Origin of the sequence: Paenibacillus senegalimassiliensis (assembly GCF_001486585.1) — a bacterium.
GTDB classification, from domain to species: domain Bacteria; phylum Bacillota; class Bacilli; order Paenibacillales; family Paenibacillaceae; genus Fontibacillus; species Fontibacillus senegalimassiliensis.
Genome location: NZ_LN909044.1, coordinates 178,473 through 197,886, shown reverse-complemented (window position 1 = coordinate 197,886; position 19,414 = coordinate 178,473). Strand labels below are relative to the sequence as shown.

The 19,414-nt window shown below is 47.4% G+C and carries 14 protein-coding genes and 1 riboswitch; of the genes, 9 read left to right on the top strand and 5 right to left on the bottom strand.

Going from position 1 to position 19,414, the window contains the following annotated elements; genetic code table 11:
* Positions 1-86: 86 nt before the first annotated feature.
* The 3 genes from BN3279_RS06640 to BN3279_RS06630 form a co-directional block, all read right to left on the bottom strand.
* Positions 87-401 (bottom strand): DMT family transporter, encoded by a 315-nt coding sequence (locus tag BN3279_RS06640; RefSeq protein WP_059049861.1) that lies wholly within the window; start codon positions 399-401, stop codon positions 87-89.
* Positions 398-748: a DMT family transporter gene (locus BN3279_RS06635; protein ID WP_059049860.1), complete on the bottom strand. Its 351-nt coding sequence runs from the start codon at positions 746-748 to the stop codon at positions 398-400. The genes BN3279_RS06640 and BN3279_RS06635 overlap by 4 nt, the downstream gene beginning before the upstream one ends.
* An 83-nt stretch (positions 749-831) precedes the next feature.
* A riboswitch (guanidine-I (ykkC/yxkD leader) is annotated at positions 832-931 on the bottom strand.
* A 64-nt stretch (positions 932-995) separates the two neighbouring features.
* Positions 996-1,775, bottom strand: a complete 780-nt coding sequence (locus BN3279_RS06630) for a DUF1836 domain-containing protein (protein WP_059049859.1) — start codon at positions 1,773-1,775, stop codon at positions 996-998.
* A 253-nt stretch (positions 1,776-2,028) separates the two neighbouring features.
* Here BN3279_RS06630 and BN3279_RS06625 point away from each other — a divergent pair, with 253 nt between their 5' ends.
* Both BN3279_RS06625 and BN3279_RS06620 read left to right on the top strand, forming a co-directional pair.
* Positions 2,029-3,354 carry a hemolysin family protein gene (locus BN3279_RS06625; RefSeq protein ID WP_059049858.1) on the top strand — a complete coding sequence of 442 codons (1,326 nt, stop codon included), beginning with the start codon at positions 2,029-2,031 and terminating at the stop codon, positions 3,352-3,354.
* Positions 3,338-3,835, top strand: a complete 498-nt coding sequence (locus BN3279_RS06620) for an RNA polymerase sigma factor (protein WP_059049857.1) — start codon at positions 3,338-3,340, stop codon at positions 3,833-3,835. Before BN3279_RS06625 ends, BN3279_RS06620 begins: the two co-directional genes overlap by 17 nt.
* 47 nt (positions 3,836-3,882) lie before the next feature.
* Here the strand turns inward: BN3279_RS06620 and BN3279_RS06615 are convergent, their stop codons facing one another.
* Positions 3,883-5,796 carry an oxidoreductase gene (locus BN3279_RS06615; RefSeq protein ID WP_198343572.1) on the bottom strand — a complete coding sequence of 638 codons (1,914 nt, stop codon included), beginning with the start codon at positions 5,794-5,796 and terminating at the stop codon, positions 3,883-3,885.
* 186 nt (positions 5,797-5,982) lie between these two features.
* Here BN3279_RS06615 and BN3279_RS06610 point away from each other — a divergent pair, with 186 nt between their 5' ends.
* Positions 5,983-6,594: a TetR/AcrR family transcriptional regulator gene (locus BN3279_RS06610; protein ID WP_059049856.1), complete on the top strand. Its 612-nt coding sequence runs from the start codon at positions 5,983-5,985 to the stop codon at positions 6,592-6,594.
* A gap of 24 nt (positions 6,595-6,618) precedes the next feature.
* On the opposite strand, the gene BN3279_RS06605 is transcribed toward BN3279_RS06610, so the two are convergent.
* Positions 6,619-7,218, bottom strand: a complete 600-nt coding sequence (locus tag BN3279_RS06605) for a DedA family protein (RefSeq protein ID WP_059049855.1) — start codon at positions 7,216-7,218, stop codon at positions 6,619-6,621.
* A gap of 245 nt (positions 7,219-7,463) precedes the next feature.
* On the opposite strand from BN3279_RS06605, the gene BN3279_RS06600 reads away from it, so the two are divergent.
* The 6 genes from BN3279_RS06600 to BN3279_RS06575 all read left to right on the top strand — a co-directional run bounded on the left by BN3279_RS06600 (position 7,464) and on the right by BN3279_RS06575 (position 19,322).
* A complete protein-coding gene (locus BN3279_RS06600; RefSeq protein WP_187377748.1) occupies positions 7,464-9,560 on the top strand; it encodes an S-layer homology domain-containing protein in 2,097 nt (698 codons plus the stop codon).
* Between the two features lie 54 nt (positions 9,561-9,614).
* Positions 9,615-16,967 (top strand): polymorphic toxin-type HINT domain-containing protein, encoded by a 7,353-nt coding sequence (locus BN3279_RS06595; RefSeq protein ID WP_059049853.1) that lies wholly within the window; start codon positions 9,615-9,617, stop codon positions 16,965-16,967.
* A 5-nt stretch (positions 16,968-16,972) separates the two neighbouring features.
* Complete coding sequence (locus tag BN3279_RS06590) at positions 16,973-17,485, top strand: hypothetical protein (protein ID WP_148466812.1); 513 nt, start codon at positions 16,973-16,975, stop codon at positions 17,483-17,485.
* 483 nt (positions 17,486-17,968) lie between these two features.
* Positions 17,969-18,274 (top strand): hypothetical protein, encoded by a 306-nt coding sequence (locus BN3279_RS06585; RefSeq protein WP_059049851.1) that lies wholly within the window; start codon positions 17,969-17,971, stop codon positions 18,272-18,274.
* Positions 18,275-18,306: 32 nt separating this feature from the next.
* The gene (locus BN3279_RS06580; protein WP_059049850.1) at positions 18,307-18,906 is read left to right on the top strand and encodes a hypothetical protein; all 600 of its coding nucleotides are present in this window, start codon (positions 18,307-18,309) and stop codon (positions 18,904-18,906) included.
* A 38-nt stretch (positions 18,907-18,944) separates the two neighbouring features.
* The gene (locus BN3279_RS06575; protein ID WP_059049849.1) at positions 18,945-19,322 is read left to right on the top strand and encodes a hypothetical protein; all 378 of its coding nucleotides are present in this window, start codon (positions 18,945-18,947) and stop codon (positions 19,320-19,322) included.
* Positions 19,323-19,414 lie beyond the last annotated feature (92 nt).

Here is a 19,414-nt window from a genome sequence, read left to right as displayed (position 1 = left end):
TTAGGGGAATGCCCGCCTGAATATGCGGTCGCCAAATTCGCGGTTTCAAGGAGAGAGCAGCCATTGTGGCTGCTCTCTAATGATAATTAATCAATTAATTTGAGTCCAATAACCGAGGCAAGAATGAGCCCAATAAAGAACAACCGAAGCAGGCTTTTGGATTCTCCATAAAGAATCATCCCTAGCAAGGCGCCGCCCACTGTCCCAATACCAGTCCATATAGCGTAAGCCGTTCCCATGGAGATATCCTTCATCGCGAAGGCTAGGAGCACAAAGCTCAATGCAAATCCGCCAGCCATGGTCAGGAAAGAGCGCACCGACGGTTTTCGATTGACCAGTGTAATGCCCATCACTCCGACAACCTCAAAACACCCAGCAAAAATCAAAGCCACCCAACTCATGACACTTCACCCCGCTTCTGTTCCGTTTCCCCATCTGTCGTTACCAGCTTGAGCCCGATAATGCCTGCGAGTAACGAGACGATCAGCCAGACCTTGCCCCAGCTAAAGGGTACATCGAACAAGACCATTTCTGTGATGACGGTTCCTGCTGTTCCTAGCCCGACGAAGATGGCGTATACGGTGCTGGTAGGCAACTTTTTCCCTGCATATAGCAGTCCGGCGAAGCTGATGATGATGGCTACTGCCGTAAGCGCCCACTCCAGTCCGTTATCCGCGTGCTTTAAACCTGCGACCCACATGACTTCAAAGGCGGCGGCAATAATGACCAGTAACCAATGCTTGTTCACGCTTCTAACACTCCTTTGCTTATGCAGTATTCCCCAGGAGAGACACAAGTAAAGCCCGGAAAGAACACCTGAATAACAGATGCTCCTCCCGGGCTTTTATCCCTCCGTGTACACGGCTATGCGTGCGTTTTCTCTCGGACCTGACCGGTGACGCCTCACCGCGGAACCCTAGAAAACCTATGGTATGAAGTTATACTGCATTTTGATTTCAGTAAAGTATACAACACATAAGCCGGATAGGGAACCCCTATCTTAAATTATGCAAGAACAGGGAGGCATTCAGGAACCGCTTGGCCAAAGTTTGAAAATAAGTCGTCTGCACGGACAGCATAGCGATAACGAGAGTATTGCTGACCGCCTCTTGCTGCTCCGAATTTAATCCTGGCAGACTGGAGGCAAACTCATCGGCCTTCTTCTTAATCATCGTTTCCATAAGATGGTCCTGCTTCTTGTCCTTGCTCAAATGGCTGGACTGCAGATCGAGCACCTGGTCGTTGTTCTGATCGAGCTCTTCAAAGATACGGGAGTAGCCTGCATATAAATCAATAGGACTAATCAGATCCTTGGCTTGATCGTCAAAGTCATGGAAGATGAGGAGCAGCAGCTTCCGAATGGATTCCAGGTCCAGTGCAGCCCGTAAATCCTCAATGATGAACAGGATAGCTGCCTGTTCAATGGAGTATTTCTTGCCTAGCTTTGGCGCACCGATAATTTCCTTCAAGTCACGCTTCACCCAATTTTGCACCGCGGTCAAGGCAAAATGATTGTATTCAATCTGAGATCCCAAGGAAACAATATCATTAAGCGATAACCCGAGATCAGAAGGATTCATATTCATGAGCTTCTCAAAGATCGGAGGCAGGGCGGTGGAGATAAAGGCTCCTAAGGATTGGCCGCCTTCAATAAGTTCCCTGTGGGACTTGGCCCAGGCTTCCTGCAGGATGTTTTTGGGAGCTTTTTCACTCTGCCCGTTCAAACTTAGCAGGAGTTGCGACATTTCCCAGCGAGTAAGATGGAATGTTTCCATATTTAGATTCCTCCAAATAAGTTCTTATGAACCTATCCTACGACGGTGAAGAAAAAAAGTCAAAGAAGAAGCTAAATTAGGATGAACGGGGAAAAATACCGTCAAGAAGTTCATTTTTGGTGTATTTTGCCCGAAATCAGGACATGAGAAGGATTGATAAGGTCATTTAAACTCTGTTATTATAAGTTCATAAGAACTTATACATATTGGGTTCTAGAGAATTTGAATTATAAACCTATTGAGGAGTGTTGGCATGTACGCTTTAAATTTGTTTCTTGTGGCCTTGTTAATTGTGGCTACCGCCTTTTTCGTGGCTGCTGAATTTGCAATTGTCAGGTTGAGGTCCAGCCGTGTTGATCAGATGGTGATGGAAGGTAAGAAGAATGCCTTAGCTGTACAACGGGTAACAAGCAATCTGGACGGATACTTGTCGGCGTGCCAATTAGGTATCACGATTACCGCACTCGGCCTAGGTTGGTTAGGTGAACCTACGGTAGAGAAAATTTTGCACCCTGTCTTTGATCGATATGGATTGCCAGCAGAGGTTAGCAGCATTCTGTCGTTCGGTATTGCCTTTGCCTCGATTACGTTCTTACATGTGGTCCTAGGTGAATTGGCCCCGAAAACGGTAGCCATTCAAAAAGCAGAAATGGTCTCGATGATTACCGCTAAACCACTCATTTTCTTCTATAAAGTCATGTATCCATTCATCTGGGTACTCAATGGTTCTGCGAACCGCCTCGTCCGGATTTTCGGAATTAGACCCGCGAAAGAGCATGAAGAAGCCCACTCTGAGGAAGAGCTGCGCATTATCCTGACGGAGAGCTATCAGAGCGGAATGATCAATCAAGCTGAGTACGGATATGTGAGCAAGATCTTTGCTTTTGATGAGTTATTGGCTCGCGAAATTATGGTTCCCCGCACGGATATGATGTGCCTTGATGTGGACATGGATCAGAAGACCGCGCTCCAGATCATGAGAACAGAGCAGTATACCCGCTTCCCTGTAATGAAAGGGAACAAGGACCATGTCATCGGTTTTATTAATACGAAGCAATTGTTCATGCAATTAAGTGAAAATCCGAATTTGGAAATTGCTAAGTTGGTCCAGCCTATTCTTTCGGTCTCTGAGGTTATGCCGGTCAAAAATTTGCTGTTACGCATGCAGCAGGAATCCGTGCACATGGCGGTTCTGGTTGATGAATACGGCGGAACCTCCGGGCTGATTACCATTGAGGATATTTTGGAGGAAATCGTGGGTGAGATTCGTGATGAGTTCGATACGGAAGAGAAAGCCGATGTGGAGCCATTGGGAGAAAATCATTACCTGGTAGATGGCAAGGTGTCGCTGGAATCGGTGTGTACGCTCATGAACATTGAGCTGCTGGATGCAGACCTGGACACGATTGGAGGCTGGGTGTACACGCAAAATCCGACCTTGAGAAAAGGGAGCGAGTGGGTTTATGGCGACCTGAAGTTTATCATTCGTGAGAAGGACCGCCATCGGATTCGGAAGCTGGAGATCATGAAGCTGGATATGGAGGAGCAAAGGGGGCTGGAGGATGCGGAAGGAGTCTGAACGTTTGATTCGACGTTTGAAGACCAATGACATTCACGCATTTAGAACACTAATCGATATGTATTATGGCCGGGTTTTTGACCTTTGTCTGCGGATTTGCCTGAATACCAATCATGTGCAAGACATGGTGGTGCATACCTTTGTTACGGCGAAGCAGCAAATTCATGAATACGACTTTGAGATTCCCTTTGACGTCTGGCTTTACTCGATTGCGGTATCCAGTTCTCTGCAAGTGAGTCATGACGAGGAGCGGGTCAACACGGAAGCCGTAGATGAGGTTGAGCAGTGGCTCCAGCAAATTCCGTTGTATCCAAAGCTCACCTTGGTTCTGAAATCCGTCCATCATCTGACACTGGAAGAGATGGCCTATGTCTTGAACTGTAAAGTTGAAGCGATAAAAGCTTATTTGCGGCAAGGCCGGGAACTGCTGCAAGTGCAACATTCAAAGCAGATGAACGCCGAAATGCTGGTTGGCAGTTAACAAAAATTCGCCCTTCTCTCCATTGTGAGAGAAGGGCAAATTCACTTTTATTCCATTACTCGGATGGCATGGTAGGCTTCATGGACGGCATCGATAATTTTACGGGAAGCGACGGCATCACCAACGGTGGTCAGCGACTTCACCTGATCTTCAAGCTGTGCTTCGAGCGAATTTTCGGCCTTGTAGCCTGCGGCAATAATGACGGTATCGCAAGGCAATTCCTTGATTTGTCCGTCCTGCTCATAAATGACGCGATCCGGCAGGATTTGGGTTACCTTGGCCTGGGCAACGATACCAACCTGGCGGTCGCGCAGCATATCCCGCAGCGACAGGTCATTGTTCTTACTGTGGGCGACCGTCTTCAGGATATCATCCAGTATTTCGATGATGGTCACCTCGGAGGCGGTCTCCTTCATGAAGGCGGCTGTCTCACAGCCGACAAGCCCGCCGCCGATGACTACGACCCGCTCGCCGCAGGTGCGTTCCCCAGTGAGGTAGTCGTTGGACGGATGAGCAAATTCTACACCTGGAATTGGAGGAATGACACTGGTCGATCCTGTAGCCAGCACAACCTTATCATAGTTGCCACGAATAATTTCCTCGGCGGTAGCTTCTTTACCCAGTAGAACCTTAATCCCCAGCGCGTTGACTTGATGCTCCATGTATTCAATCAACTTCAGCACATCATGCTTAAAGGTAGGGTTACCCGCAGCATGTAGCGTGCCTCCAAGGCGGGGGTTCTTCTCCCATAACTCGACGGTAAATCCACGTTTTGCAGCGGTTATTGCAGCTTCCATGCCACCAGGGCCACCGCCAACAACGAGTACGGAACGTGCTTCAGTTGCCGGGGTGAGCTGATAGTCGTGTTCAGCGTAGCAAAGTGGATTGACGGCGCAATAATAATGCTTACCGCTAAAGCCGCCGAACAGACACTCATTGCAACCGATACATGGGACGATTTCTTTGTAATCTCCGGCTTTGACCTTGTTGGCCCAATGAGGATCGGCTAGCATCTGGTGCCCCAAGGCGACGAAATCCGTTTTCTCTTCTTGCAGCACCTGCTCCGCCAAATCAGGGTCTTGCAGCTTCCCTTGGCTGATGACGGGAATGCTGACGTTCTGCTTGATGATAGCGGCCACATCAACCTGATGAGCTTCTGGCTCATATACGGTGGAGATTGCCTTGTACCATACCTCGTAACAGCCGACGTCTACATGAAGGGCATTAACGTTTGCCTGTTCGAAGATTTTTGCCATTTCAATCCCTTCGGCAATTTCCCGGCCACCTTCGATTCCATGATAGGCTGTGTATTTCATAATGACGGGGAAGTCCTCGCCGCAATATTTGCGGATGGATTCAATGGACTCCAGGGAGAAGCGAAGGCGGTTCTCCAGACTGCCGCCATATTCATCAGTACGTTGATTCCAAAGTGACGAGTGGAACTGGTCCATCAGGTAGCCGCCGTAGCCGTGCAACTCCACGGCATCTGCACCTGCGGCTTTGGCCAGACTGGCCGAATAACCGATGCGGTCGACCAAATAATGAATGTCTTCCTTGCTAAGCGCCTTGCATTTCAGCTTCGGGAACCAGAAGGAATAGGCATGGTCGCTGGCGGAATAAGGGGCATTGTAGGGATCGGTATACACCATTCTTCCGAGTCCCGGCGTAATTTGTACGCATACCTTGGCGCCATGATGATGACATCGTTCAATCATGACCGCCAGCTTTTCGACATGGTGAAAGTTGGATAACTCATTTTCAGGACGTTCTTCGAATTGGGCGGTTGCGATGTTGGCTCCGGTAATGATCAGGCCGACGCCACCCTTCGCCCGCTCTTCAAAATAGTGGATGGCATTGTAGCTGTAGCTACCATCCGGTTCAGGTTTGGTGCCCATGGGAGCCATGACAATACGATTTTTCAGTTTCATACGGCCGATGTTCATCTTTGAGAAAATTTTCACAAATAACTCCTCCTTAAACCTTAGTAATTAAAATTATTACCGAGGTAAAGATAACATGAGCTTCCTAGGATAGCAGTGACATATGTGACAGTTCGCTTTGGTACCTACTAAATTTATTGATATAATCAGTTTCAGTGTCTAGGTGTAGTGTATTTAAGTGAAACGGTTCGGGAAGAGGGATGAATGATGAACAAGATGCTTGCCAGAGAGCGGATCTTAGAGACGGCTTACCGTCTTTTTCAGGAAAAAGGATATGACCATGTTACCATCAATGAAATTTGTGAGCACTGCCAGTTAACCAAGACGGCCTTTTATTATCATTTTGACTCCAAGGAAAGTCTGCTGATGCATTACTATGATGATGTCACCGAGAAGATTAACCAGAAGAGCCTGGCCTTTGTGCTAGCTGATAATTATTGGGAGCAGTTGTTGGTGATTTTCGAGGAGATTCTGGATTCCAGCGATAAGCTGGGCGTGGATATACATAGCCAGCTTTTTATTATGAATTTGAAGGAGGATCGGGGGACCTTCAATTTCAATCAGACCTTGATTGATATCTGTGTAGCGGTGATTGGCAAAGCCCAGGACGCTGGGCAAATCCGTAATCATGCGGCGGCCGCGGAGTTGTTCCAAACGGCCGGATTTCTATTTACAGGCTACGAGGTGATGTGGTGCATCAAGAAGGGCGGCTTTGATCGCAAGCAATGGGTGCGACAGTCTCTGGAGGTATTGTTTGATGTGGCACCGGAGCTATCGTCTGCTCAAAGACTGGATGCGGGGCAGATCTTTCGTATCTGATACAAGAGACAACCCAAATTTTTATTAAGTGGTCATGCGTTTCGCTCTCAGACGTTTTAGAACGACGTACAACCCAAAGCCTGCAATAAACAGGATGGCTGCCGGAACGATGTAAGGCTTGATGATTTCGTCCACATGCTCCCACTGCGAGCCTAATTTAAACCCGAGATAAACGTATAAGAAAGTGATGGGAAGCATGGCAAAGAAGGTATAAATACTGAATTTATATACATTCATCTTCGCAATACCGCAAGGGATGGAGATCAGTGTTCTGATGCCCGGGATGAAGCGTCCATAGAATGCTACTCCATTACCGTACTTCGCAAAGAAACGATCGGAAGCTTCCAGGTGCCGGGTGCGAATAAACAGATATTTGCCGTATTTTTCAATCATGGGTCTGCCACCATAGCGTCCAAGAGCGTATAACGTCAATGGTCCAAACGTACCTCCAACTGTTCCGGCGAGAATGGCAAGCCAAAGCTTCATGTCCCCAAGATATACCCAGTACCCCGCAAGCGGCAATACGAGTTCAGCGGGCACAAATTCAAATGACAAGGCAATGACCAAGCCCCCGTACGATAAATCCTTGAAAAATAGTATGAATTCCGTAATCCACTCCGTCATGTTATTCCTCCACGAGTTTATCTCTACAAAGATTAACAATAGCAGCTAGGGCTTGTCAAAAAAAATATTGCTAAAGCATTAGCTTAGATGAATTTGACGGACCCGTGAATTTCTAAAGTGGGTATTATTTACTAATTAACATAGTGAACCCTTTATTCCCAAACCATACTTCCGATATATATATAAGGCATAAGATTCAGGAAATAGGATCTATGTTTTATGAGGATGGGAGGTATTTGGGAGGAATGAATAAGCAAGTAGAGAGAAGAAAAATCCAAGGCTGGAGAATGACTGTACTGCTATGTGGGGCCATTAGTCTCAGTCTGGCAGCAGGAAGTCTGGGAGGACTTACGGTCTTGGTGTATGCAGCAGAGGATCAGGTGACAGCAGCCGCTAACGCGGTAAGTCGCTCGGATTCCAGTGTCTTCGGCGGGACAATCGTTTGGCTGAATACGACCGGGGATGGGGAGCAGCAAATTTATGCCCAGGACGTGTCCTCGGGCACGATTAAGGTGCTTACGAACCGAAATTCTGCCAAGGATGTGCCTTCCATTTATGGAACGACGGTGGTGTGGGCCGATAAAGGTGACCAATCCCCATCGTCAGCCAACTGGGATATTTATAGCTATGATTTGGCTACCGGTGTAGAGCGCAAGCTTAACAGCAAAGCCGGAGAATATGCCCATCCATCGGTGGATGGGGGCGGAGTGGTCTGGGCCGACAATCAAAAATATGGCCGGATGTTCTACTACGATCCCGCAACAGGAGCGGAAACCTCGCTGGGCGAAGGACGTTATCCGGTGCTGAATAATGGGCTGGTCGTGTACCGCAATGCCCGGGACGGCGGACTGAGTTTGCTGGAACTAGGTAGTGGTGTGCATCGTCCCTTAGTTACTTTGGGCGGAAGCCACTATGTTGATTGGTTTGTGACGAATGGCGAATATGTGCTTTTCAAACAGAAGAATGGAAGTCTGGAAAGTAAATATGGTCTGATTTCGCTTCAGGCCCCGTTGCCGACTCCTCAAGATTTGACGCCTATGAGTGCTAAAAGTGAAGAATATGCGTTCATGTCCATAGGGGACTCGCAGGCGGTATTTCTAGTGAATGAAGGTGGGCAGCCGGTATTAAAAGGAATCGATTTGGCCACGGCCAAGGTATACGCTGTGGGGCAGTCCGGGTCTGGCAAGCAATACATAGGATTTAACGGTGACCGTCTCCTGTATGCTGGGATCGACGGCTCGCTCGGCTCCGTAAATTTGGGTGAAGGCTCCACAGGCCCGATCACGGAACCGGGAACGGGTGAAGGCACGACTCCACCGTCCGGTTCGAATAGTGGGACATCAACGGGGACTCACTCTAATGATCATCAAACAACCTTGCCGGAGAACAAGTTTTTGGTTGGGCCGCAAGGCGGTAAGATTAACGTCAAGGATGGCCGACTCCATCTGGAGGTGCTCTCGGGGACGTTTGACAAGGAAACGGAAATCACGGTGTCTGAACTAAAAAATGCCGGATATCCCCTGGTAGATGAGTTGGGCCGCAGGTTGGAAGCGGCGGGAGCCATCTGGGACATTCAGACCGAAGCTATCTGGAATAAGGAAGCTATGCTGTCCTTAGCAACTGATGATGGCGACTGGGCTGAGCTGCGAGAGAAGCTCGGCGTATATCAATACCAGGCAGAGCTTGGCTACTGGATTTACATAGGTGGCATCACGACGGGAGCGGATGAGTCGCAGATAGAGGCCCGTATCGATGCACCAGGAACGTATGCTGTATTACTGCGACAGGTGAGCTTTGAAGATGTGCCTGCGAGTCACTGGGCCGCCAAGCAAGTAGAGGTACTGGCTGCTCGGGGTATCGTGAACGGGATGGAGAAGGAGCTTTTTGCCCCTAAGGCTACATTAACGCGTGCGCAATTTAGCAAAATGCTGGCGGGGGCGTTAGGCATTGCACCTGTTACACCAGAGCAGCCAACCTTCCGGGATGTCGATTCCACCAAATGGAGCTACGGCTGGGTGGAAGCGGCGGCTGCGGCAGGGATCGCGGAAGGCAGCGGAGGTATATTTGCGCCGGAAGCTGCGCTCACGCGCGAGCAGATGATGGCAATGCTGGTTCGGGCCGCTCAGGAGAAGCTCGGGGAAGAACAAGCCCGGGACGACGTAGTCGATCGGTTTGCAGATCGCGATGCCATTAGTGTATGGGCGTTGCCATTGACCCGGCAGGCGGTTGCTTGGCGGCTCGTAGAGGGTAGCGGCGATCTGATTCAGCCGCGGGCAACGACGACCAGGGCAGAAGCGGCGGTTGTGATCTATCGCTTGCTGGAACGCATCGGAGAATTGTAATAGAGGTAGTTCAACACGCACTAATAATAGAAATAGAACGGAGAGGTTAGGCCAATGAATTCCATAAAGAACTTATTCCATCTATGGCGCTCCATTCGCATGAGGCCGTTACTTATCAGCCTGTTGGTTGCTATCTTGCTGGCGACATCTATTCCCTGGGTTCCGGGGATGGATGTGCCTACGGCAAGCGCTTCGACCAATATGCGTATTTCGCCCAGCGAGATTAATACCGATTTGGGAGAAAAGACCGTTATCAGTTTTAGCTTCAGTGCTGCAGACGATGGACAAGCAGAGCATGAGGTGAACATTCATCTGGTTACGCCGGGCAAAAACGGAGGATCGCCACAATTGGGTCAACGGATTGCCAGCGGCAAATACCGGACGAAAAATGCTCAAGGGGAATACATCGTACACGAGGTAGAGTGGGATGGCAACATTGGAGGCGTGGCTTTGCCTGAGGGTAAATACCACATCGCTGTGTCGCCTGGCGATTACAACGGAAGTGGTGTCTATTACGGCCAAATTGGCAGCTTTGAAATTGTGAACAGCACGCAGCCTAAAGCGCCGGCTTCTATTGCGATTGAAGCAGGAGCCTCGGGAAGCGCGGTGGTCAAGGGAACCGCCGAAATCGGTTCGAAGGTAAGCCTGGAGGTACGAGATGCCGAAGGTAAGCTGGTCGACAGCCGTAGCGGGCTTACGGTCAATGCCCAAGGCCAGTGGAGCGACTCGCTTAACCTGGCTGCTGGTCAGCGGTTCCAGCTTGCGGCTCGCGGTCAGCGGGAGGGCAAGACGTCCAGCTATTCCGAGATCATGGAGGTGCTTCGCTACGTTGTACCAAGCTATCCTGTTACATGGCGAGCCTTGGCTGGTTACTACTACAAAGCCGATTCCACGGCTTCTGTCCATGCCAGAGCCCAGGAAATCGCTGCCTGGAACGGTCTGGGCAACGTCAATGTCTCCGATGCGGTGACCGGTACTTCGGTCTTGCTGATTAATCCACAGGCAGAGAGTGCGTTTGCGGAAGGGGATTTGGAACAATTTACAGCCGAAGCAATCAAGAAGCGGCTGCGCATCGTCAATCCTTCCTGGAGTGATGTAGTGGAGCCTGCACGGGGTGATTTTGCCTATTCCACCGATACGCTTACCTTGCCTGCGCTTATGCCGCTCAGCTTCGGTGTGGCTTATCTCAGCCGTGATCCATATACCGGAGCCAACGGGCTGGGATGGCATCATTCCTATGAGTGGCGCCTTACCCCGGTAGACGGCAAGCAGGAGCTTATGCAACCGGATGGGGCGCGGTTCGAATTTGTTCCTGTAGCGGGAGGAAGCTATCTGACTCCGGCTGGAACGGATTGGAGCCTACGCCAAAGCGGTAATGGTCATGAGCTTCAGACTCCACAAGGGATGACGTATCTTTTTGACGCAGATGGGCTGCTGACTTCGATTCGGGATTTAAACGGCAATGAAGTTACGCTGGCCTACCAAGGCGAGAACTTGCAGCAAGTCACGACAGATGGAGCTACGTTCACCTTGTCTTATAACGGCAGCGGGCAACTGGTTGCGGTGAGCGATCATGCGGGACGGAAGCTGGAATACGGCTATGATGGGGCCGGAGATATGGTTTCTTTTACCGATGTGGATGGAGCAGTGACAAAGTTTAGCTATGATGGCGCTCATCATGTTATCTCGGTGACGGCTCCGGGGCAGACCGCGGAGATGCGTGTCACTTATGACGAGGAGCAGCGAGTCACGAGCCTGACGGATTTTTATGGGTCCACGGAGAAGGCCGAATACAGCGGGAAAGTAGCTCCGGTTGTACGCGAGGAAGAGGATGAAGCGGTAGCCATTGACCCGAATCATGGACGGGACATTGCAGAATCGGATGTCGTCCTTCTGTCGGGAACGATGCATAATTTGCGCAACGCTCCGCCACATCAGATTGTGCCGGGGCTGAAGCCGGTTATCAGCAAATATCTGGATAGTTTGACCGAAGGCATTCGCAAGCAATCGGATAGTTTTGAAGCTTCTGCTTCCTCCGGGGTGGCCGGAGATATGGAGTCTGTACAGAAGCTGGTGTCAGCTAGCAATGGCAGTGGTCCTGTAATCGTGCGAGCAGGTCAATTAAATGTGGAAGAGGGGGTTACTTTAGGTAGCCCTAGTAAACCGGTAATTTTGATTGCCGATGGGATGAACACCAATCAAGAGATGACGATCTCCATTTATGGGACGCTGATCTTGAAGCAGGGCATGAACGCCAACACCAAGCTGAATTTAAATGCTTATCAGGTGGGCGGGAAATACGGAAATATTTGGAGCAACGGAACGATTCACCTGAACAATGATTCCACAGTTCAAGTGGACGATACGCTATATGCAGGCGTCTTGACCTATAATAGCGGACAATTGACGGTGGATGCGCAGTCCGTCATTGTGCGTGGCGATTTGTCAATCAATACCAAGGTCACGATGAACCTGGCCAAGGAGATGGTGCTGGGAGGAATCGTTTCCAATAATCTGATCGCCGATTTGAACATGACCCAGGGGGATTTGTTCGTCCGGGATAACGTTCATGTCAACAACCAGATGTCCGTTACGGCTGGAGGCGTGTTCGCCATTGGCGGGGATATGGTTCCCAACCAGACTCCGGTTGTTCGCAGTGGCGTGGGTAATGGCAAGACCAGTTTGACTTATCCTGAAACGCAGAGGTTAACAGGGCAAGAGCCGAACTATTCCGAACTGGCGGAAGAGGCCAGGGGGAAACTCGTGATGCCAGCCACGGTTTCGGCCACATTGTTGTCGGTCAGCGAGACTAAGCGGACAGATGCGCGGGGATATGCCACGGCGTATACGTGGGGTGACCGCTTCCTGTTATCGGAGCTTCGTCTGCCGGATGGATCGAACTGGCAATATGATTATGATGCCGGTCATCGCTTGGCTGCTGTTACGGACGGCAATGGCTATCGAACGACGGCAAGCTATGATGTGCAAGGTAATAAAATCATGGTGGCGGGTGGCAATCGCCAGTCTACCGTCATGCGGTACAATACCCGCAACCTTCCGGTAGAAATCGTCAATGCGGTAGGACAATCGACGGCGTATAGCTATGATGCGGCAGGCAATCTTATTGCCGAAGAGGACGGGCTTGGTCATCGGGTAAGCATTGCCAGAGACAGCCGTGGAGTACCTACCGAGGTGACCGATCCCCGCGGAGGCAAGACGCAATATACGCTGGATGCGGCGGGCTTTGTTAGCTCCATCAAGGACCCGTCCGGATATCGGATAGACCTTGGTCGTGATGAGCTTCATCGCGTGGTCTCCACCCGGGATGACCAAGGTAGCCTGGAAGAAGTAACGTATGATGCCAAGGGAAGAATTACGGCTAGTCGGGATGCGTTGCAGCAACTGGAGGAATGGCAGTACGACGCCAGCGGTAATTTGAAGGTGATCAAAGACCAGAGCGGGGCTGAGGTTTCCTTCGGTTATGACGTTTACCGTATGGCTTCGGTGAAGGACCCGCTGGGACATCTTAGCGAAAGCAAGTATGATGTGGCAGGTAATCTCGTTGAAGAACAAGATGGCAATGGTGGGGTGAGCAAGTACAGCTACGACAGTATGGGCCGTATCGCCAAAATTACAGATGCCGACGGTACCAGCACCAGCTATGCCTATGATAACAACGGCCAAATGTCTGCGGTGACGGACGGCAACGGCCATACGACAGAATACACGTATAATCATGCAGGGCAAGTGCTGACGGTGAAGGACGAGCTTGGCATGGTGGAGCAGTACAAGTATGATGCTGCAGGCCAAATGATCAAGGAAACCGACGCCTTGGGCAATAGCACATGGTACAAATATGATGAGGCGGGCAGATTGATTGAACAGACGGATGCACTTGGTTATGTCACAACCTATGCATACGATGCTGCTGGCAACCAGATAGAGACCACTCTACCCGATGGTAGTGTATGGTCAACAACGTATGATGAACGTGGACTTTCCAAGAGCATGTTGGATCCGTTGTCTCGCGAGACGGCCTTGGATCGTGATGCCCGTGGGCAAGTTATATCTTATACGGATGCGGAAGGACAGGCCACAGAGTATCAATATGATGCACTCGGCCGGACCACTCTGATTCGCAATGCCTTGGGCTTTGAGACCAAGTATACCTATAATGCGCTTGGTCAAGTGGCAGAAATGGCCGATGCCAAGGGCCAGCTTACGAGATTTGACTATGATGCAGCAGGTCAATTAACCGGAGTGGTGGATGCAGTAGGCCAAACCTCATCCTACACTTACGATGCCCTGGGCAATGTTCTTACCAAAACAAATCCGTTGGGGGCTGTAACCAGCTATAGCTATAATGGTCGTGGCTTGGTAGAGCGGACGACAAACCCACTGCAAGAGATTACGTCCATCTCCTATGACGGTAACGGTAATGTGAAGTCGATGGTCGCTCCGGATAACACGGCAACGCAATATGGTTATGATCCGCGGAACCGACTTGCCACAATTCAGTATGGTGACGGCCAGCAGGTGAGATATGGATACGATCTGGCGGACCGCCGTCTTACGATGGATGACACTACGGGACAAACTCGTTATAACTATGACGCCTTAGGCCGTTTAACGGAAATGATTGATCCACGCGGGCAAAATGTCCGTTATGAGTGGACGCCAACGGGCCAGCGTAGCCGAATTATTTACCCGGATAACAGCTCCGTTGTTTATGAGTATGATTTGGCGGGGCAAATCAGCAATGTGAAGGATGGTCAGCAGCAGACAACTCGTTATACGTACAACGGGAATGGACAAGTTGTTAGCCGGAATTTACCAGGTGGAGAGCTTAGCAACTATGAATACGACCGCTTAGGTCAACTCACTGGAATTACACATCGGAATGCAGGAGGAAGTCTGCTCGAACAGCTAAGTTATGTGTACGATCCGGTGGGCAATGTGATTCACAAGGAACGACAGGAGCAAGGCAAGGATGAGGATCGACCTCAAGACACGCCGAAGTCGGCTGATGTTGAGGATTACACTTATGATGCTCTGAATCGCTTGGTTGAGGTGCAGAACCTGAATGGTTCCTCCAGAGTGTCTTATGCCTACGATGCTGCAGGCAACCGTCTGGAGAAGAGTGAGACGCGTCAAGGTATTACAGAAATTGAGAAATATACGTACGATTTCGCGAACAAGCTGACCCATTGGGAAAAAGGTACGGATTATAAGAACTACAGTTATGATCTGCGTGGTAATTTGCTACAAGTAGAGGGCGTCGACAGTGCTGCCGCACGGATGCGTATGGCTTGGAGCGTGCCACAAGATGTATATGGCGTACCGCAGGATGTGTACGGCAGTACAAATAATCATGAATCTATGAATGGCAGTAGCCTACTGCCGAATTTAGGTGGAACATCGGATGTGTTGGGGGAAGTTAACCCACTAGCCGATGCGCTGTCCGATCCGAACCAGCTTGGTGTGCCTGCACAAGTGTATGGCCCGGAAGGCTGGAATGATTTTGATCCGCTTGATTCACTGGTTGATCCACTTATGGCTGCAGCACTCGCTGGACCTGGAGTCCTCGAAAGCTATGAATGGGATGCGGCTAATCGCTTGGTGCATCATACGAACCCGGCAGGCGATCAGACCGAATATCGGTATGATGGGGATAACAACCGGATTTATGTGGGTAACATGGTAGGCACAGGTAGTGTGCAGGCTCTTTATCCAACCGGACATCCTGCTGGAGGGGTTACGGGTTGGGAAGCTCAGTACAAGAAGCAAAGTAGTGAAATCTACTTCACCTACGATATTACGAGTGCTTTGCCAGAACCTTTGTATGCTACGGACGATAGCGGTACGAAATGGAAGCAGAGCTACGTCTACGGGGCAGCCGGAGAGCGACTGAGCATGAGTTACTTACCGAGTGTGGATGCGAATTACAACTGGGAACCTGCTCCGGGAGCCAGTGGAGCCGCACCCAATGCCAAGCCGGAAACATTATTTTACTTAAGTGATATGCTGGGCAGTCCATTGGCCTTGTTAAATCAGGACAGCGAGGTCGCACTCCGCTATCATTACGATGAATTCGGCACTCCGGAACAACCGGAGAAGTTCGATCTGAATTATCCTGGACCCGACAACCTGTTCGGCTATACAGGGTTGGCCTATGATGCCGCCACCGGCCTGTCCTATGCTCGCGCCAGATACTTCGACTCCGGCATCGGCCGATTCGTCAGCCAGGACACCTATCCAGGGGAACTGACCAATCCGCAGAGCTTGAATTTGTATGGGTATGTGGAGAATAATCCGTTGGTTTATACAGATCCAAGTGGACATTATAGTTTTAATGCACATTGGAATGTCTCATTAGGTCTTAAAGACTTCTTTATAGAGAGTCGCATTGATACAGCAACCTATTTATTTAAGTCCGATACTTATAAAGATGCCTATGCTCTTGCAGAAGGTTTATTGACGGGTGCTATAACAGTACAAGAGATAGCCAAGGCTGTGGGGAAAGAGTATATTGCCCCCTTTGAATATGTGTATAAGCATGGCGACCATGTCATTAATGGTAAACCTACTAAGGACGAAGCGTACTCCTTCGGTTATAAATTAGGAGAGGCCTTCGATACTATTGGAACCAGTGTAGCCGGAATGAAGCTTCTCAAGAAGAAGGGGATTGGCACATGTAATTGTTTCACCGCTGGAACCGAGGTACTCACGGATGAGGGTGAAAAACCGATTGAGGAGATTGAGGTCGGTGATAGGGTTCTTGCTAAGTCTGACGAAACAGGGGAAGTGACGTATAAAGAGGTACTGGGGCTGTTCCAAAAGCAAGCTGATGAAATTTACTATGTCCACATCGGAGACGAAATCATAGAGGTTACAGGTGAGCATCCGTTCTGGTTGAACGACAAAGGATGGACGTTTGTTAAGAACTTGAAAGTTAACGATTTGCTTGTTTCAAGTGATGGTTCTACAATGGCAATAGATAAGATTGAGAAAGAGTCGCTAGAAGCAAAAGTATATAATTTTGAGGTAGCGGATTTCAATTCTTATTTTGTATCGAACCTTGGGATATGGGTTCATAATTGTACTATTATCACTGCAGGAAAAAATTTCAAATCTCATTTTTTAAAGCATAAGACATTATTAGAAAAAACTCTTGGAACAAAATATTCAAAACTCGAAGCAGACGGACCTAGATTTCTTGAGGATATTGGGAAAATGATAGATGATGGGACTGTTAAATTCGTGGGTCAAGGTACGCTTAATAAGGATTCGGATTTGATGAACATTTATCGGGGGAACGGGCTAACTTTAGTAACTAAACCTGATGGTGAATGGGTAACATTATTAGAATCTGGTAAGGGTATGGATCTTAATATAGTATTCAAATAAAATTCTTGAAAGGAATTCAAATGCTAAAAAATATTACACAGTTAATACAAGATTTTTGTTTAAATGAGATATATTTAACTGGTTTTGTAGATTATGAAAAAAATGAATTGGCAGAGTTTGTTGCTAATACAGACTATCTTATTTTTGAATTTGGAGAACAATTGATCAAAATTCAATCTGTTGAGCAATACTCTAAAATATCTATATCTAAAGTTGATACTATAAAAATTAATATCGACCTAGAAGATGTAATACCTGCAAAATCAAGAATCAGCGGAATCATCTTTAATAATCCTTTAATAGACAATAAGGTTTCAGTGATTGAGTTCTTCAATTTAGAGGAGAATAATTTTGAGTTAATATGCGATGCTTTTAAAATGATTTTATCTAACAATCAAGAAATATTTATAGATCCTTCATTGTTAGGCATCAATATTGGTGGGTCTGGAGTTGAAGGGCTATGGAGATATAATCTGCCGGAAGGATACAAGTCTATATCTACTATTATAGAATTATAATTAATTGGCTTCTGGGGGTTAAAATACTATAATCATTAAATTTAATTTAATTCAGTCACTTAATAATTACAAAGTAGATTCTTGGATAGATGCTGTGTTATTTCTTTTCAGGTAATTCATTTAAGTACGAGGGCTAAACTGCGATTGTTACGTAAATAGAATTTTGTAGAGAAAACATATCTGTGTTTCTAACACTTTCTAAGTTAGGTGATTAATTCTATTTTATTTTTATAACCTTGATTGGGGTATATACCTTTCAAGGTTTTTTCTACTTAATTGAATTGGAAGTAAATTTTGCAAGCCTATTTTATACATGATCTAGGATAGGGTGCGCCGTGAGAACAAATTAAAAGCACGCTATCCTAGTTGATACAAGACATATAAATTTCATCTATAATTTAGGTTGTTCACCTTAGTTTCTGAAATGGGAGAAAACAAAAGCATGATATACCTAATGGATGAACAAAATATTGGAGGATACAGATGTTTGAAAAAATTCAATTTGAGCCAGGGCAAATCGTCTTTGATGAACTACAAATAGACCCCTTCAGGTCATTAGAGAGTCAGGTTGGCCGTTTAAAAGAGGACTTATTCCAAGTCGTTTATGATCACAAGTTCATTGTTGACGTAGGTTGGTATCCTTCATTCGCCAAAGATGGACACTTTCGCGTTGTAGCAATTCAGGATTTTAATTGGGAAGTCCCCGTGTTTCAAAAAACATGCAGGACAGTTACCGAACTTAGAGAATGCGTTGAAGAAGCGGTGAAAAAGGTTAAGGAGCAGCTCTAACTGTGAGATTGAGATAGGAAGTGATACCATCTATGAAATTAACGCTTGATATTAGTGGGGAAGAATTTGACGCTATAGTTGGGGCAGACATGGAGATTGTACCTACAATCTTTTTAAACTTTCCAAGCGATATACAGGGTGTTTATGAGTTTGAGCTAGTGAATTCAATGGTGAATATTTATGATTTTAAGACGCAGATAACGAAGCAAAACCTTAGTGTAGAAGGCGATTCTCTATTTGTGTTTGGTAAAATGAAAGTCCAAATAGATGGCGTTAAGGGTGCGGATTTCAAATTTACAGAGGGGGATTATTTTACAGGTCATGAGCAATATTATACTTGGCCATATAGTCTCCAACAAGGGGATGTAATTTGTATGTGTGGTGGGAATTTATCTTTTTTTCCAGAATTGTATGCCACAATCATTGTAGTAGCTACGGAAAATCCTAAGATTACATTAACTTTTGATACCGATGAGGCCATTCCCATTGACATTTTTGATAGCCATAGTACTGCCAAAGCGCATTCAAAGGCAACAAGATATGAGAATAATAATTCATCAGGTAAATTATTTGACAATTATTTTTTTAAAAGTTATTTATCAACAGGTAGAAAAGTTATTAGAGAGGAATAGTTTATCTCCTTTCTAAACCTGTTGGGATTGGAGGGGAAATGCTAAATATTCATGACAATGAAATTATTTCCTATGAAGTTGATTTTCGTAATTCTAAAATTACAATTCAAACACTAAATGGTAATGAAAATTCAATTACTACTATTGAGTTTACGGACATCCTGGCCCATGGGTTTGAAACAGAGCTACAAGGAAGTATTATTTTTGATATTAGAACTTTTGTAGTAAGTGACTTTCTGGAAAGCAACAAGGAGCTGTTGGAAAAACAGAAGAACTACGGGTGGCCAATATATTATGAAAATATAGAGGATTTGCTTGAGCATTTACAAAATGAAAAGTATAACTATTATGTAATTTCAGCTTCATATGGTCTTAATGGGTGGGTAATTGCTAAAGAATATAAAGTTTATAATTAAACGGTATGTGTAACAATGGCCGTGGAGGCAACATTCCTCGAAGTTATCTTTGCATTCCCAACCCCCACCCGCTATAATTAAACCAAACGGTC